This is a genomic window from Fibrisoma limi BUZ 3 (assembly GCF_000296815.2).
In the GTDB taxonomy this organism is placed as follows: domain Bacteria; phylum Bacteroidota; class Bacteroidia; order Cytophagales; family Spirosomataceae; genus Fibrisoma; species Fibrisoma limi.
Map to the genome: position 1 here is coordinate 49755 of NZ_CAIT01000004.1, position 16138 is coordinate 65892.

A 16138-nucleotide genomic window follows, 5' to 3' on the forward strand; every position below is an offset into this window, starting at 1 on the left:
CGGACATGAAAATACTTGTAGTAGAAGATGAACCCAAAACCCTGCAGGCCATTCAGCAGGGATTGGAAGAGAGTCAATATGAAGTAGACATCGCCTACGATGGGTTAATTGCCAAGCGACTGGCATTAAAGAACAACTATGCGGCTATTATCTCCGACGTCATATTGCCGGGCCTGAATGGTTTTGAACTGACGCACGAACTGCGGGCCAGCGGGTTATCGACGCCAATTCTGCTGCTGACAGCCCTTGGCGAAACCGACGACAAAATCACCGGCTTCGATGCGGGCGCGGATCAGTACCTGACCAAGCCCTTCCAGTTTTCGGAGCTACTGGCCCGGTTACGAGCCATGACCCGGCGGGGAACGCAGGTGGCCATGACCGCACAGACCCTGCGGTACGCTGATCTGGAAATGAATCTGGATGCTAAAACGGTTAGCCGCGACGGACAACCCATCGATCTGACGGCCCGTGAGTTTGCCCTGCTCGAATTCCTGATTCGCAACCAGGGAAGGGTTTTGTCGAAAGCCGCTATCGCCGAGCACGTCTGGGACCTGAATTTTGATACCGGTACCAACGTAGTGGAAGTGTATATCAACTACCTGCGCAAAAAAATTGACCGCGATTTCCCGACCAAGCTCATTCACACACAGTTTGGAATGGGATATGTTTTGAAGGAGGAATAATGGAGGAAGGGGAGGAGAGGGAGAAAAGGGAGAGAAATCAGAACCCTTTTTTCCCTCTCCTCCCCTTCCTCCTCTCCTCCCTTTCCTCCCTCCCCTATGACCATCCGTACGCGCTTGACGCTTCGTTTCACGGCCCTGGTTTCGGCCATTGTAGCGCTGACATTCGCCAGCATTTACGGCTTTATCTGGTATTACATTACGTCCGATTTTTACCACCGGCTGGATCGGAAAGCCAATACGTACGGCGAACTTTTTATCCGTCAGCATCTGGAGCCGCAACTGCTGCGCCGGCTGAGTCAGCTTCGTAAGGATCAACTGCCGAACCAGAAGATTACTGTTTATAACGAGCGGAACTTCCCGATTTTTACGACGAACGATCTCATTACGCTCGGCATACCGGCCCACGAACTGAATACGGTGCGACAGCAGAACCGCCGGGATTTCCGCTGGAGAAATTACTATCTGTCCGGTCTGCTTTATAATACGCCCCAAGGGCAGTATGTTGTGCTGGCCAGTGCCGAGAACGTATATGGCGATCAGTTCCTGCGCCGGATGATGTGGGCGTTCGGGGGCGTGTTTCTGGCTATTGCTGCCATTGTAGCCTTTTCGGGCTGGCTCTATGCGGGCGATGCCCTGCAGCCAATGCAGCAGATTGAGCAGCAATTGAGCTATATTTTTCCCCGTACGCTCCATGAACGACTGCCGGTCTCGCCCGAGCAGGACGAGATCAGCCGCCTGTCGGCCACGATCAACCGGCTGCTCGACCGGATCGACGAATCGTTTCGGCTACAGCGGATGTTTGTGGCCAACGTATCGCATGAGTTGAAAAACCCACTTACGCAGATCAGCTCACAACTGGAAGTTGCCCTGCTCAACCGGCGCGAACCGCAGGCCTACGAACGAACCATTCGATCGGTCCTTGACGACGTTGGAGAACTTTCGGCCCTGACGCGTGAACTGCTGCAATTATCGCAGGTGAACCGGGACGACGCGGTTGGTTTGCTGACCGATGCGGTCCGAATTGACGAAATCGCCTGGGACGTTCGTGATGAAGTAAGCGCCATCAATTCGCGCTACCAGGTAACGGTGGATCTGGGTGAGCTGCCCGATGATTTTGATCAGTTAGCCGTACCGGGCAATGCCGCGCTGCTCCGAACGGCGCTGAAAAATCTGACTGAGAACGCCTGTAAGTTTTCATCCGACGGGCGGGCCTGGATACGTGTGCGCTTTGAAGAACAGGTTGTCCGCATCAGCGTCGAAAACGAAGGGCAGCCCATTCCTGCCGACGACCTGCCGTATATATTCGAGCCGTTTTATCGGGGACGACAGACCGCCGAAACCCGCGGCTACGGCGTTGGCCTGTCGCTGGTCGAACGTATTATACGGTTGCATCGGGGGCACTTGACAGCCCGGTCGGCACCTGGCGAGCCTACCGTTTTCACCATCGAATTAATACACTAGTAGATTTCTAAGGACTTTCTAAGGAAATGTTTAGACAATATTAATAAATAGGGGGTATTTTTGACTTATGTCACGGTTTCTTGATAACCCCCTTAAACCGGCCAGGATGGAAGACTTGCTGGACGACAAGCGTTTAGCTTATAGTTCACCGGGGCGTTTGTTGTCGACGAAGGCTACCCCGTCCAATACGCCCCGGACTCCTCCTACCTCCCGCCAGCCGGATTGGTTGTTACTTCTCATGGTTGGTCTGGTTCTGCTTACGCTGCTTATCATCTGGCAGACAGACCTCATTCGCTTTTTTTGACGACCCGCCGTCTCGATAAGCAGTCCTGCTGAGTTCTATTTTCCCGCTTGTAATTATTCCAGTATTATCTAAGTAAAATCTAATAAGCCGTTAAGCAGTTTCTAAGGTTTACCCTGGAAATTTGAGTCATAAACAGAGATGTCAAGTTGTAGCGGATGGGACAGTCTCTGTAGTAGAGTAAATGGATTGCTGTGAATCATGACCAATTTGTCTGATTCGCGCCGTAGCTGATTGAGATGGTTGCTAATAACCCTGTTGGGGCGTTGATCCCGACAGGGTTTTTGTTTTTGTCCAATTTTGAAGTTTTTGCTACTTCTAAGATTTTTCTAATTTTTTTCTAAGCCTGCTCTTAGTATGTAAAGCCACATTGCGATTGTAAAAAAAACAACACGCCAGATTGTTGCACCAACGCTCTTTGTATTGGTTCGGCTCAGGCCTATCTCAGCTATGATTAATAAACAGATTGCGCGTAGTGTACGAAGCTCACGGACCATCGGACTACTCATGCTGATTTTGATCGGCGGAACCCTGGGCTGTACCTCCAACGAAGAAAAATCAGAACAAACGGCAGAAAAACTGGCTGTCCCTGTGGTGCAGCTAACCCGCCAGCCCACAACCCTTCAACGCGAATATGTCAGTTCGCTCGAAGCGGTTCGTAACGTAGAAATTCGCGCCCGGGTGTCGGGCTTTCTGGAAAAAATTCACGTAGACGAAGGCCAGGCGGTCCGGAAAGGGCAACTATTGTTCAACCTGAACGGCGCCGAGTATCAATCCGAAGCCGATCGGGCCCGGGCCTCGCTGAAAAGTGCAGTGGCCAGCGAAAAAACGGCTGCCGTGGAAGTTGACCGGGTCAAACTCCTGGTTGATAAAAAGATCATCTCACCTTCCGAACTCCAACTGGCTAAAGCCAAACTGGAATCGGCACGGGCGCAGATCGACGAAGCTAAATCCGCACTGGCTAAAGCCAACCTGCACCTCGCTCATACGAACATTCGCGCCCCGTTCGACGGTGTTATCAACCGGATTCCGTTCAAAATGGGGAGCCTGATCGAAGAAGGTACCCTGCTGACTACGGTTTCTGATCTCCACGAGGTGTTCGCCTACTTCGACGTATCTGAAAAAGAGTACCTCGAATTCCTCAAGAAGAACCGAAACCTGGTTGGTAAGGGCGGGCAGTCCGTTGAGATGGTGCTGGCCGACGCGTCGGTTTATCCTCAGAAAGGCCGCATCGAAACGATGGAAACCATTTTCGACGAAGAGTCGGGTACCATTTCGCTGCGGGCGCGGTTTCCAAACCCACAGCGGCTGCTGAAACACGGTTCGTCGGGTATTATCCGGCTGGATAACTTCCTGAGTGACGCACTGCTGGTGCCCCAACGCGCCGTTTTCGAAATCCAGGACAAGAACTACGTGTACGTGGTCGATGCGGCCAACCGGGTCAAGTCCAAGAGCTTCATACCCCAGAGCCGGGTGGGTAAATTCTACATCGTTAAGTCAGGACTGCAACCCGGCGAACGTGTTGTATATGAGGGTATCCAGAACGTAAAAGACGGCATGGAGATTATCCCCCGTTCAGCACCAGGCAAGGGTAACCAGGCCGAAGAAGTAGCCCAAAACTAAGATTGCCGTTTACGGTTTTCAGTTTTCCAGCATACGGTTGTTCAGCTTCCGCTGATAACCGTATGCCAAAATCGGAAGCCGTACCCAGTTATAATGCCTTTCGGTAGTGATGCTGTAAACCGAGACCGAGAACTGAATACCGAAAACCAGACACTGTAACCCGACTAGTTCATGTTCGATATATTCATCAAGCGCCCGCTGTTATCGGCCGTTATATCGGTCTTAATCTTACTCCTGGGCGTATTGGCTTTAATAGGCTTACCGATTACCCAGTTTCCGGATATTGTACCGCCTTCGGTAACGGTTACGGCTAAGTACACAGGTGCCAACGCCGAAGTGTGTACGAAAGCCGTTGCTACTCCCCTGGAACGGGCCATCAACGGGGTACCGGGGATGACCTACATGAGTTCGGTGTCGGGCAACGACGGCGTAACGATCATTACCATCAACTTTGAAGTTGGCATGGACCCTGATCTGGCGGCCATGAACGTTCAGAACCGCGTTACGTCGGTGCTGGATGAACTGCCGCCGGAAGTAATCAAGTCCGGGGTGGTGACCGAGAAAGAGGTGAACAGTATGCTGCTGTATATCAACCTGGTTAGTGACGATCCGTCCGTTGACGAGAAGTTCATTTACAATTTTGCCGACATCAACGTATTGCAGGAACTCCGGCGGATTAACGGCGTGGGGTTTGCCCAGATCATGGGCGTACGGGATTATTCTATGCGGGTCTGGCTCAAGCCCGACCGAATGAATGCGTACAACATCTCGGCCGATGAGGTCGTGACGGCCCTCCAGAAACAGAACGTTGAAGCCGCGCCTGGTAAAGCTGGCGAAAGCGCCGACCGCGAACCGCAGGAGTTACAGTACGTACTGCGGTATACGGGTAAATTTATCACCCCCGAACAATACGCCGACGTTGTGTTACGGGCCGATCCGGATGGGTCAATTCTCCGCCTGAAGGACGTAGCTGAGGTGGAATTCGGCTCGGCGGAATACATGATTACGTCGAAGACCGACGGTCGCCCATCGGCGTCGATCATGCTGAAACAGCGGCCTGGCTCCAACGCCAGTGAGGTCATTGCCAACGTAAAAGCCCGTATGGCCGAACTGAAGCAGGAAACCTTCCCGGCGGGCATGACCTACAACTTCGCCTACGACGTGTCGCGCTTTCTGGATGCCTCCATCGATGAGGTGCTGCACACGCTTTTCGAAGCCTTTATCCTGGTATTCTTAGTCGTATTCATCTTCCTGCAGGACTGGCGGTCGACGGTGATCTGTGCGCTGGCCGTGCCGGTAGCGCTGATTGGAGCCTTTGCCTTCATGAGTGCCATTGGCTTCTCGATCAACCTGCTGACCTTGTTTGCGCTGGTGCTGGCAATCGGTATCGTGGTCGACAACGCCATCGTGGTGGTGGAAGCTGTTCACGCCAAGATGGCTGAGGAACATTTAGGGCCCAGGGAGGCAACATTCGCGGCCATGAAGGAGATCAGCGGGGCGCTGGTGGCCATTACGCTCGTCATGTCGGCGGTATTCGTACCGGTGGCATTTCTGTCGGGGCCGGTCGGTATCTTCTACCGGCAGTTCTCGCTGACGCTGGCTATATCGATTGTCATCTCCGGGGTCAACGCCGTGACGCTCACGCCCGCTCTCTGTGCCATCATGCTAAAACCACACGACCCGAATCACGTGTCGACGGGGCTTTTAGGGCGGTTCTTCGCGGCCTTTAACCGCTGGTTCGAGCGCGTAACGGGCCGTTATCAGGCGTTGCTGAAGCGTGTAGTAAGTCGGACCGCCATTACGTTAGGTATGCTGGCTATATTCGCCGGTGGTACGTGGGGCATCAGCTCTATTCTATCAAGCGGCTTCATCCCGACCGAAGACCAGGGCATGATCTATGTGAACCTGACAACGCCGGTGGGCGCTACCGTGCAGCGGACCGAAAATGCAATGGATGAGGTGCAGCGGGTAGCGTCTAAAATGGAAGCCGTCGAGAACGTATCGACGCTGTCTGGATTCAGTCTGTTCACCGACGGAGCGGGTGCTTCGTTTGGGATGGGCATGATCAACCTCAAAGGATGGGATGAGCGGAAACAGTCGGTGGATGAGGTGATTAAGGAGCTGGAGGAGAAAACGAAACATATCCAGGACGCGCAAATTCAGTACCTGCCACCCCCGACCGTACCGGGTTTTGGTAACACCAGTGGATTTGAACTTCGGCTGCTGGACCGCTCCCGCTCCGGCGACCTTCAGAAGGTGAAGGACGTAGCCGACGACTTCATTGCAGCTCTCAACAAGCGGCCGGAAATCAGCAGTGCATTTACCAGCTTCGACCCGAGTTATCCGCAGTATCTCCTGCACGTTGATCAGGATAAAGCTGCGCAGAAAGGCGTATCCATTGAAAATGCCATGAACACGCTGCAAACCCTGATGGGTAGCTTCTACGCAACCAACTTTATCCGCTTTGAGCAGATGTATCGGGTGTACGTCCAGGCGGCTCCCGAGTATCGGACCAAGCCCGAAGACGTACTGGCGCTACGGGTGAAGAACGATAAGGGCGAGATGGTTCCCTACTCAAACTTTGTCCGGCTGGAGCGTGTTTACGGTCCGGAACAGCTCACCCGCTACAACCTGTACACGTCGGCGATGATCAACGGTAGTCCGGCTCCGGGGTATAGTAGTGGCGACGCGTTGCGGGCAATTGAGGAGGTGGCTGAGAAAGAACTGCCGCGCGGTTTCACCTTCGAGTGGTCGGGCATGTCGCGGGAAGAAGTGCTGTCGGGCGATCAGGCAATCTTTATCTTTTTAATCTGTCTGGTTTTCGTGTACCTGCTGCTGGTAGCTCAGTATGAAAGCGTACTGTTGCCACTGTCGGTACTGCTGTCGCTGCCGGCCGGTATCTTCGGCTCGTTCCTGTGCCTGCAACTGGTGGGCCTGCAAAATAACATTTATGCGCAGGTGTCGCTGATCATGCTGATTGGTCTGCTGGGTAAAAATGCCATCCTGATTGTTGAGTTTGCCAACCAGCGTCAGAAGGAGGGATTACCGATTGTGAAAGCGGCTATCGAAGGGGCGGTGACACGTCTGCGTCCGATTCTGATGACGTCCTTTGCCTTCATCATGGGGCTGATTCCGCTTACGATTGCCTCGGGTGCCGGTGCGTTGGGTAACCGCTCGATCGGTACGGCCGCTGCGGGCGGGATGCTCATCGGTACTATATTTGGGTTGGTGCTGGTGCCAGGTTTGTACGTTCTGTTTGCCCGAATTGGTGAGCGGTTTGGTCCAGATCGTACCGCCGGTGATCAACCTACGAAAAAGTCAATGTCCATTAAAACGAATGCTAACGGTGCCGTTCTTCAAGGATCGTAGAGTTATAGTAAGTCTTATGAGTGTCGTTCTGGCGGGTAGCCTGGGTGGGTGCCGAATTATGCACAACCCGGCACCAACGCCAACGATGACCGTGCCCACTTCCTACGCAGGTAGTCAGGACTCGGCCAGTATCGGGGATCGACCGTACCGGGCGCTCTTTGCCGACCCGAACCTGGTTGCGCTGATCGATACGGCTCTGGCCCGTAACCCCGATTTGCGTATTGCGCTCCAGCGTATTGAAGTGGCGCGCGCCAACTTCGGCATCACGCAGGGGGCGCTGCTGCCGCAGGTCGATGCGGTGGTGTCGGCCGGGGTGGACCGCTACGCCCGATACACGCTCAACGGCGTCGGTAACTTTGACACCAACCTGTCGGAAAACATAACCGGCCCCAACGTGATTCCGAATCCGACGCCCGACTATTTCGTAGGTTTCCGGGCGTCGTGGGAACTGGACATCTGGGGTAAGCTGCGTAACCAGCGCCGGGCCGCCTATACCCGCGTGCTGGCGTCGCAGGAAGGCCGTAATCTGATCATAACGAACCTCGCTGCCGACGTCGCCCGGTTTTACTATACCCTGCTTGCTCTGGATGCCGAACTGGAGATTATCCGCGAGAACGAAGCGCTACAGCAGCGGGCCGTGGAGTTGGTTGAAGTCCAGAAGGCGGCCGGTCGTGTTACGGAACTGGCCGTACAGCAGTTTCGGGCGCAGCTTCTCAACACACGTAGTCTGGAAGGACGGGTGCGGCAGGACATTGTTCGGACCGAAAACCAGTTGAATGCTCTGCTGGGGCGGTATCCGCAACCCATCACGCGCGGTGAGTCGCTCGAAAAACAGCAGCTTCCGCCGGTCGTAGCGGCTGGTATTCCGTCGCAATTAGTACGACGTCGGCCCGACATCCGGCAGGCGGAGCGTGAATTGGAGGCCGCCAACGTAGACGTAGCTGTTGCGCAGGCGCAGTTTCTGCCCTCACTCAATCTTACGCCCTACGCTGGTCTGAACGCGTTCCGGGCCAGTGTTCTGGTCAATCCGCAATCGCTGGCCCTGGGTGTGCTGGGTAGCCTGACAGCCCCGGTCTTTAATCGTCGGTATCTGAAAGGTAATCTACGTGCTGCCGAAGCACAAAGCCGCGAAGCGTACTACGGTTACCAGCGCGCCATCCTGACGGGCGTATCCGAGGTGGTAACGAGTCTGAAAGGTCTGGAGAACTTCAGGAATGTAGCCGACCTGCAAACACAGGAGGTGACCGTATTGCGCCAGGCGGCCCGAACCTCCGACGATCTGTTCGGAACCGGTTATGCCACGTACCTGGAAGTAATCACGGCCCAGCGGTCTGTACTGGATGCTGAGCTAAGCCTGATCAATACGAAACAGGCTCAGTTCCTGTCGCTCATCGACCTCTACCGGGCGTTAGGTGGCGGCTGGCAGTAAGATTAAGTGAACCAACGTATCAAGGGGCGCTCCGGGTTTAGGCTTCGGAGCGCTCCAGCATTTCCAGGCAGGCGCGGCTGTTGTGGTAGGGGCACTTCCACATGCTGATTTTGTCGTTGCCCGTGACCTTGTGCTCCGGCGTTACGCCCATAAACCACTCGCCGTTTTTGGTATCGAGCAGGTGCTTTTTGGTGAACTCCCAACTTTGCAGCGACTTGTCAAGAAACTGCTGTTCCTTCGTGAGCTGATAGGCGTTGTAAAAGCCAACCATCGCTTCGGCCATCACCCACCACGACCGTTCGCGGTTCCGGTGCCCGGTCACCGGATCGTACTCGTAGTTCATGCCGCCATCGGAGTCGAGGCCGTCGGCGGCTGCCCGCGCCATTTTGATACCTAAGGTGTTAATCTTCTTTTGAAGTGCTTTATCCTTCAGTACGTCGGCGGCTTCGGGCAGCAGCCACGACGCTTCAATGTCGTGGCCGTAGGAGATGGCTGTTCGACGCACCTGCCAGTCGTCGTTCAGGAACAGCTTCATGCGGTACGTTTTCGGATCGACGATGTGGTTCGTAAATGCGTCGAGCATGCCCCGGATCTGCGTGTCGACGGATTTATCCGGCCAGACGCGGTACAGGTTCGTAAAAGCCTCCAGAATGTGGAGGTGGGTGTTCATCGTCTTCGTTTCCTGATTGTCTTTTTTGCTCAGTACTAACTTATCCGTTGGCGACCAGTCGCGGGCCAGTCCTTCCTGAAAGCCACCCCGTTCAGGGTCGTACGCGTGTTTGACCATCAGCCGAAACAACTCCTGCGCCATAGTTCTGGCCGTTGGGTCGTTTGTCGCGCGGACGTATTCACTCAGTCCATAAAGCGCGAACGACTGTCCGTAAAGCTGCTTGGTCGCGTTGGCCGGCTCACCTTTGGCCGTTACGGACCAGTAGACGCCCCCGTACTGCGGATCGATGAAGTACTGTCTGATGTATTGAAACGCCTGATCAGCCACGGGGCGGTATTCGTCGTGGTGGGTGTGGCGGAGGCCCGCCGAAAACGTCCACAGGATGCGGGCGTTGAGCACGATACCTTTTTCGGCATTGGGGTCGGGCTGGTTCTGATAATTCACGCGGCCATAGAAACCGCCGTTCACCGGATCGGGCGCGTAGCGTTGCCAGTAGGCAAGAATATCCTTGTATTCCTGGTGGAACTGTTGGCGCAGATGCGTAGGAAGTGGCGAGGGCATAGGAACAAAAATCAGGCGTTCAGCGTCAAAAGAGGCTATGGGCCAACTTCTAATCCTGAACGCCTGATTTTTGCGTAGTACGCTTCGGTTTAGCTGCGACTGCCGTTTCGGCTGCTGCTGTGGCCTGAATGACCGTGGCCACCGCGTTCTTCCATCAGCTCAGTTTTTGTTTTATCGTTCACATGATCCTCTTCCGGGCGCTGCACGGTCTTATCGTGGTTGCTGCGCGTTTGCTCCATGTTGGGCTGGTTGCCGGATGTATCCCGGGCATTTACCCGGCGTCGCCGGTCGCTATTCGGTTGCTTATCGTTTGAGCCGGGCTGATCTACCGTTTTATTGTTAGCCATAACGTTGTTGTCTAGTTGTTGAGTAGAATTATAACAGGCCAGAAAAGCGATTGTTTCGGATTTCAGTCGCAAAAAATTGACCCTCTTTCGAACGGAAATTGGAAGGCATGAGGATGTGGGAGTTAGACAAAAGCTAGGCGGAATGCTTTCTTTTCCACTTCTCGTACTTGCCTCTTAGCAAATGGACTGCATTCATACCTCCGCGTTTCTGCCCGAAGAACTCTAAATCTAGGTAAGGCCTGCCTGGTTTGTCATTTGGTTTTGCGACTACCAGAAACGCACAGGTTGCCCGCTGTTCTCCGCAGCGCTTATCTCCGCCGGCTTCTGACCCTGCTTCAAGAGCCCGCATCAGGATCTCATCAATTCGCAGTCGATCGTTCTGCCCGTTAACAACGGCATCCATAATAACTTTCAGCTCATGATCGCTGGCTAGGGTATTACCCTGAACGGAGACCCCTTTGGCGGTTAAAGCCCCATTATATGCCGCTGTAGCTGTGCCTGTGTATGTCATTGGCGTATCCAGATAGCTGGCACTTACGATGGCGTATTGCTGCTTTTCCGGGTCGAATTCCGGCGCTCTCAAAGCCTGGATGATTTCTTCGGGCGACCGGTGATCTAAAATCATCTGCAATCCCTTTTTTCGGGCGTCACTGTTGCTCATCGCCTGAACAACAATAGCTCCCTGGCCCGGGGCAATTTTGGCTATTCCCCGGCAACTATAAGTACATGAGGCTCCTGCAATGCCAATCTCCCCCGTTTTGGGATCTATGATTATAATTGACCAGGTAGCAAATGCGCTGAAATGTATTGAGAGCAGCACAAGCAGGGTAGCAATTCGCTTCATAGACTTGAATTTACGGTTTTATGGAAGATGCGTAAGCAGCGTTTTTGGTTGCTTCTGACCACGTTCGTAAAAGAATGACCTGGAGCCACCGCTCCGTAAGCGCATACTTTCCTTAACCGACCAGCAACCGGAAGCGTTACCTTTGTAGCCATGCACACCAATTTCTACTTCCTTCGGCAATTAGCCCCCGCGCTTGCCCCGCATCTGACCGGACTGAAGTTCATGGAGTGCTTCAGCCAGGACCGGGACGAGGTGGTACTGGTATTTGCGCAGGCGAAGGGAAAGACAAATTATTATAAACCATTCTACATCAAAGCTACGCTGCGCCCTGATTTCTCCGGCCTGTTGTTTCCGGAAGTTGTGCAACGCGCCCGTACCAACAGCATCGATCTGTTCGAGGACGTAACCGGGGGCGAAGAAGGCGCAGGGCGAGTGGTAACGGGTGTCCGGTCGTTTTTAAACGAGCGCTGTCTGGCAATCCAGTTGGAAGATAACTACGCCTTGCTATTCAAATTCTTTGGCAATCGCCCCAACCTGCTGGCGTTTCAGGGCGATACCGTCGTCGAGTTGTTTAACACGAAGCTGGTGGCCGATCAACAGCTAAACATCAATGCCCTTGACCGACCCATCGACCAGTCGTGGGAAGCTTTCGAGCGGGCGGGGTACGACCACCGGAAGCTGTTCCCGACGTTTGGAAAGGTAGTGAACGCCTATTTGAAAGAGGAGGAAAGGGGGAAAGGAGGAAAGGAGGAAGGGTCTGACGGCACGGCTAACCCGGTGGGCGAAGGAGAACAGAAGTGGCGATTAATCCAGCAGGTGCTGGCCCAACTTGAACAGCCGCATTACTACCTTACCAAATTCGAACATCGCCCAACGCTCTCACTGCTGTCTTTTGGGGAGGTTTACCGCGACTTCGACGACCCGATTGAAGCGGCTAACCGGTTTTACATTTCCTACAACGGACTCAATACGTTCGAGCGGGAGAAGGCCGATCTGCTGCGGCTGCTCGAAAAACGCCTGAAACGTGCCGAAGCGCTCATCGATGCCAACATACAGCGGCTTATCGCCCGCGAGGAAGGGGCTACCCACGAAGAGATGGGGCATATTCTGATGGCGAATCTACATGATATCCCCGAAGTGCCAGGAGCCCGGTCGCCGGAACGGGTTGAATTGTACGATTTTTACCGCGATCAGCCGATTACAATCAAACTTAAGACGGATCTGAGTCCGCAAAAAAATGCGGAGAACTACTACCGGAAAGCCAAGAACGAGAAAATTGAAGAGGAGCACCTGAACCAGCAGATAGCGAACCGAGAGGCTGAAATTGAACGTATCAACGCGTATCAGACTGCTCTGGAAACCATCCAGACGCTGAAGGAACTGCGCAAATACATCAAGCAGCACAATCTCCTGAGCGAATCGGCGATCGAGGGACCGGTTCAGCTATTCAAAGAAGTCATATTCGAAAATTTCCGCATCCTGATCGGTCGAAACGCCAAGAATAACGACCTGCTCACGCAAAAATACGCTCATAAAGAGGACTTATGGCTTCACGCCCGCGACGTATCCGGTTCTCACGTAGTCATTAAATACCAGGCGGGCAAAACGTTTCCTAAAAGCGTGATCGAACGAGCCGCCGAACTCGCAGCCTGGTACTCCAAACGGCGGACCGATAGCCTTTGCCCGGTGATTGTTACACCCAAGAAATTTGTCCGCAAGCCCAAAGGCTTAGCCGAAGGGCAGGTGGTAGTCGATAAGGAGGACGTGGTGATGGTAGTGCCGAGGGGGGAGTGATAGAAAGGAGGAGGGAGAAAAGGAGGAAGAGGAGAAAAGGGAGGAGAGGGAGAAAAGGTTTTCCTCCTCCTTTTCTCCCCTTCCTCCTTTTTTCATTGCTCCACCGCTACTTTCATCTGTGCGGTCATGAGCCGGTTCATTTCGCTCCAGGTGTAATCCCAGGAGCTTTCGGCCAGGAACGTATCGATTGCCGACCAATCGCTCGGGTGTTTTTGTTGCAGGGCTAGTTCGATAGCTGCTTCAAAGGCTTCGGCCGAATCGGCAATCTGCACAAAATCCTGGCTGCCATACGTCCGGACCACGTCACGGATCGGGGTCGACACCACCGGCAGTCCCGCCGACAGGTACTCGGGCGTTTTGGTTGGACTGATAAACCGCGTTGACTCATTCAGCGCAAACGGCAGCATCGCTACGTTCCAGTTACTGAAATACGCAGGAAGTTGTTTGTAATCCTTCATGCCCAGGTAATGGACGTTAGGCCCCTTGGGCAGCAAAGCCGGATTGATCTTGACCACCGGACCAATCATAACGAAATGCCAGTCGCGCCGACGCTCGGCTAATTTGGCCAGTAATTCGTAGTCGAATCGTTCGTCAATCACACCGCTGAACCCTATACGCGGGCCAGGCATCGACCGCTGGTCGACCGGGTCGGGCAGGGGACGACGGGCACTTGAGAAGTGCGTAAAATCGATGCTGCTTGGAAACGCAAAGACGTGCGGGTGCCGCCGTTGTTTCGCTTCAAAGAGACTGTAGCCGCCGGTGAACATAATCCCGGCTTTTTCCATCAGGCGTTTTTCCTGATCGAGTAATTCTTTAGGAGCCCCCCAGAACGCCGACAACTCATCCATGCAATCGTACACCGTCAGCCGGGGTTTCAGGTGATCGCTGAAGAGCAGGGCCATTGGGGTGTAATACCAGGCAATGAAGTCGCTAATGCGTTCTTTTTGAAATAATTCGTCGATTAACTGACGTTGATAGCGGATTATATCTGCCGGACTGCTGCCGTGGGGCAGGTGCGGAACGACAACCCGAAGCCGGTCATTTTCGGTGCAGACGGCCAAGCGCAGATCATTACCAAATATAGGTTCCTCAATGAACCAGACCCGATAGTTACGGGTGGCGCGGCTGAGCAGATGCTGCGGACGCTGGTACACGAAGTTCCAGCGGAGATGTGAAAAACAGACTAAATCACGCGTTTCGCCAGTGGTCGAAGATAAGGCTGCATGGACCGTCGGGGCGTAGGACGGTACAGAGCTGATAGATAACGATTGAGTATCCGTCAAGGATGTTGAGTCAGTAACTTTCATAAGAGCGAGCAGAGGATTGAAAAACGTAGCCTGCGCAAGGCTGCACTGGCTGACGCGATGTCCGTAGTAGAACAGAAACGCTCCTCAAATGTTACGGCTAACGCCCATATCCGAGCCAGTGGCCATATACGTCACTGCATGGGCAGCAGCAGGCGAAAGGTTGCCCCGTGGTTAGGCTGGCTGATGGCAGTAATGTGACCGCCGTGAATATCAACCACTTTACGGCAAATGGCCAGGCCCATGCCTGTTCCGGCGAACTGGTTGAAGTTGTGTAAACGCTGAAAAATAGTGAAGATCCGGTCGAGGTATCGTTCGTCGAAACCTATTCCGTTATCGATGACATCAATCAGCGCATACCGGCGGCCTGCCTGTGAAGCATCGGTGGCCGACAGGTACGTCAGGTACTCGTCGGTCGTGGCTACGTGCCCCTGAATATTGATCACCGGTGCCTGGCCCGGCTGGTGAAATTTAAGGCCATTGCTCAGCAGATTCTGAAATAACTGCCGGAGCAGGAGTGCATCGCCCCAGACCGTCGGCAATGTTTCGATGATAATCTCCGCTTTCTTGTCCAGAATCGTCACTTCCAGGTCTTCGGCTACTGACGCAATCAGATGGTTGAGGTCAACCAGCCCGAAGGTGTCAGGCTTGTTCGACACCCGGGCATACGTCAGCAGGTCATGCACCAGTGTTCGCATCCGGCTGGCTGACTTCTGCATACGGCCAATCAGGTCGGCAGCCGAAACACTAAGCTGATCGGCGTACTGGTGCTGAAGCACATCGCCAAAGGCCACAATCTTACGTAACGGCTCCTGTAGATCGTGGCTGGCTACGTAGGCAAATTCTTCCAGATGCTGATTGGACCGGTGCAGGTTCTGAATGGCCATCTCCAGTTGCTGCTGCGCCTGTTTGGCGGCTGTGATGTCCTGTAACGTAGCCACAAACCCATCGTTCAGGCGGGTGAGGGTCACGTCGAGCCATATGGACGCGCCCGGCACAAAGTGTTCAAACCGTACGCTTTCGCCGGTAATCAGCAGGTTATTAAGCCGCTCAAATGAGTCGGGCGTGAGCAGGTGAATCTGACTAAGGCGAGTGTTGATAAACGAATCGGCCGGCAACCCCGACAACACCTCGACCATCCGGTTGACAACCGTAGTACGGAAATCAATCAACGCTCCGGCTGAATCCCGGACGGCCTCAAAAACGGCGATGGCATTGGGCGAACTGTTCAGGATTTCGTTCAGCAGGGCACTCTGGTGCGTCAGCCGATGGGCCGTATCGTGCAGTTCGCTGGTTTCTGAATAAGAAAGCAGCAGGCCGTCCTGGCCAAAGGGAGCTACGGCCTGAGCAACCCAGACATCACGCCCATTTAATGTGTATTTCTGTTCGAGACGCTGGGCGTTGCCCGTTTCGAGTACATTGATGTACGTTCGCCAGATGCCAGACTCGCGGATAGCGGGGAAAAAGTCCGTGACGCAGCGCCCGATGAGTTCTTTTTCTTCGATCTGTTGGCCAATGCTGAACGTATCCCGGAGCGCAACTTTATTGATGAATGAATACCGGAGGTTACAGATTTGGCCCTCCTCGTTGCGTTCGGCTTTGAAACCAACCAGTCCACTAACCGAGTGCTGAAGGAGTTGCTGCCAGAGCGAAGCCTGCTCCTGGGTCATAGAGAGGCCTGATTCGGGGACGAATACAGGGTGTTGCATGAAGGTTACGGTGCGTTCATGAATAGGTACGTATTTCTATAAC

The 16138-nt window shown here is 54.0% G+C and carries 12 protein-coding genes; 7 read left to right on the forward strand and 5 right to left on the reverse strand.

What is annotated here, in order from left to right:
• The first annotated feature begins 5 nt into the window (after positions 1-5).
• From BN8_RS00735 to BN8_RS00760, 6 genes are all read left to right on the forward strand, one after another.
• Positions 6-683, forward strand: a complete 678-nt coding sequence (locus tag BN8_RS00735; protein ID WP_009279838.1) for a response regulator — start codon at positions 6-8, stop codon at positions 681-683.
• Positions 684-779: 96 nt separating this feature from the next.
• The gene (locus BN8_RS00740; RefSeq protein WP_009279839.1) at positions 780-2144 is read left to right on the forward strand and encodes a sensor histidine kinase; all 1365 of its coding nucleotides are present in this window, start codon (positions 780-782) and stop codon (positions 2142-2144) included.
• Positions 2145-2211: 67 nt separating this feature from the next.
• A complete protein-coding gene (locus BN8_RS33110; protein ID WP_009279840.1) occupies positions 2212-2448 on the forward strand; it encodes a hypothetical protein in 237 nt (78 codons plus the stop codon).
• A 447-nt stretch (positions 2449-2895) separates the two neighbouring features.
• Complete coding sequence (locus BN8_RS00750) at positions 2896-4068, forward strand: efflux RND transporter periplasmic adaptor subunit (RefSeq protein ID WP_009279842.1); 1173 nt, start codon at positions 2896-2898, stop codon at positions 4066-4068.
• Between the two features lie 171 nt (positions 4069-4239).
• Positions 4240-7437, forward strand: a complete 3198-nt coding sequence (locus BN8_RS00755) for an efflux RND transporter permease subunit (RefSeq protein ID WP_009279843.1) — start codon at positions 4240-4242, stop codon at positions 7435-7437.
• A gap of 16 nt (positions 7438-7453) precedes the next feature.
• The gene (locus tag BN8_RS00760) at positions 7454-8866 is read left to right on the forward strand and encodes an efflux transporter outer membrane subunit (protein WP_051040974.1); all 1413 of its coding nucleotides are present in this window, start codon (positions 7454-7456) and stop codon (positions 8864-8866) included.
• 37 nt (positions 8867-8903) lie between these two features.
• Here BN8_RS00760 and BN8_RS00765 read toward each other — a convergent pair whose 3' ends face one another.
• The 3 genes from BN8_RS00765 to BN8_RS00775 form a co-directional block, all read right to left on the reverse strand.
• On the reverse strand, positions 8904-10097 hold the full coding sequence (locus BN8_RS00765) for an AGE family epimerase/isomerase (protein ID WP_009279845.1): 1194 nt from the start codon (positions 10095-10097) through the stop codon (positions 8904-8906).
• A gap of 89 nt (positions 10098-10186) precedes the next feature.
• Positions 10187-10444 carry a hypothetical protein gene (locus BN8_RS00770; RefSeq protein WP_040005208.1) on the reverse strand — a complete coding sequence of 86 codons (258 nt, stop codon included), beginning with the start codon at positions 10442-10444 and terminating at the stop codon, positions 10187-10189.
• 133 nt (positions 10445-10577) lie between these two features.
• Complete coding sequence (locus BN8_RS00775; RefSeq protein WP_009279848.1) at positions 10578-11288, reverse strand: DUF1028 domain-containing protein; 711 nt, start codon at positions 11286-11288, stop codon at positions 10578-10580.
• Between the two features lie 150 nt (positions 11289-11438).
• On the opposite strand from BN8_RS00775, the gene BN8_RS00780 reads away from it, so the two are divergent.
• Positions 11439-13082, forward strand: a complete 1644-nt coding sequence (locus BN8_RS00780; protein WP_009279850.1) for an NFACT RNA binding domain-containing protein — start codon at positions 11439-11441, stop codon at positions 13080-13082.
• A 92-nt stretch (positions 13083-13174) separates the two neighbouring features.
• On the opposite strand, the gene BN8_RS00785 is transcribed toward BN8_RS00780, so the two are convergent.
• The gene (locus BN8_RS00785; RefSeq protein ID WP_009279851.1) at positions 13175-14389 is read right to left on the reverse strand and encodes a glycosyltransferase family 1 protein; all 1215 of its coding nucleotides are present in this window, start codon (positions 14387-14389) and stop codon (positions 13175-13177) included.
• Positions 14390-14520: 131 nt separating this feature from the next.
• Positions 14521-16095, reverse strand: a complete 1575-nt coding sequence (locus BN8_RS00790) for a sensor histidine kinase (RefSeq protein ID WP_009279852.1) — start codon at positions 16093-16095, stop codon at positions 14521-14523.
• Between the last annotated feature and the right edge of the window lie 43 nt (positions 16096-16138).

Coding starts and splice junctions, on each gene's coding strand:
- BN8_RS00755 (WP_009279843.1), top strand. CDS start 4,240: ATGTTCGATATATTCATCAAGCGCCCGCTGTTATCGGCCGTTATATCG.
- BN8_RS00760 (WP_051040974.1), top strand. CDS start 7,454: ATGAGTGTCGTTCTGGCGGGTAGCCTGGGTGGGTGCCGAATTATGCAC.
- BN8_RS00780 (WP_009279850.1), top strand. CDS start 11,439: ATGCACACCAATTTCTACTTCCTTCGGCAATTAGCCCCCGCGCTTGCC.
- BN8_RS00735 (WP_009279838.1), top strand. CDS start 6: ATGAAAATACTTGTAGTAGAAGATGAACCCAAAACCCTGCAGGCCATT.
- BN8_RS00750 (WP_009279842.1), top strand. CDS start 2,896: ATGATTAATAAACAGATTGCGCGTAGTGTACGAAGCTCACGGACCATC.
- BN8_RS00785 (WP_009279851.1), bottom strand. CDS start 14,389: ATGAAAGTTACTGACTCAACATCCTTGACGGATACTCAATCGTTATCT.
- BN8_RS00775 (WP_009279848.1), bottom strand. CDS start 11,288: ATGAAGCGAATTGCTACCCTGCTTGTGCTGCTCTCAATACATTTCAGC.
- BN8_RS00765 (WP_009279845.1), bottom strand. CDS start 10,097: ATGCCCTCGCCACTTCCTACGCATCTGCGCCAACAGTTCCACCAGGAA.
- BN8_RS33110 (WP_009279840.1), top strand. CDS start 2,212: ATGTCACGGTTTCTTGATAACCCCCTTAAACCGGCCAGGATGGAAGAC.
- BN8_RS00770 (WP_040005208.1), bottom strand. CDS start 10,444: ATGGCTAACAATAAAACGGTAGATCAGCCCGGCTCAAACGATAAGCAA.
- BN8_RS00740 (WP_009279839.1), top strand. CDS start 780: ATGACCATCCGTACGCGCTTGACGCTTCGTTTCACGGCCCTGGTTTCG.
- BN8_RS00790 (WP_009279852.1), bottom strand. CDS start 16,095: ATGCAACACCCTGTATTCGTCCCCGAATCAGGCCTCTCTATGACCCAG.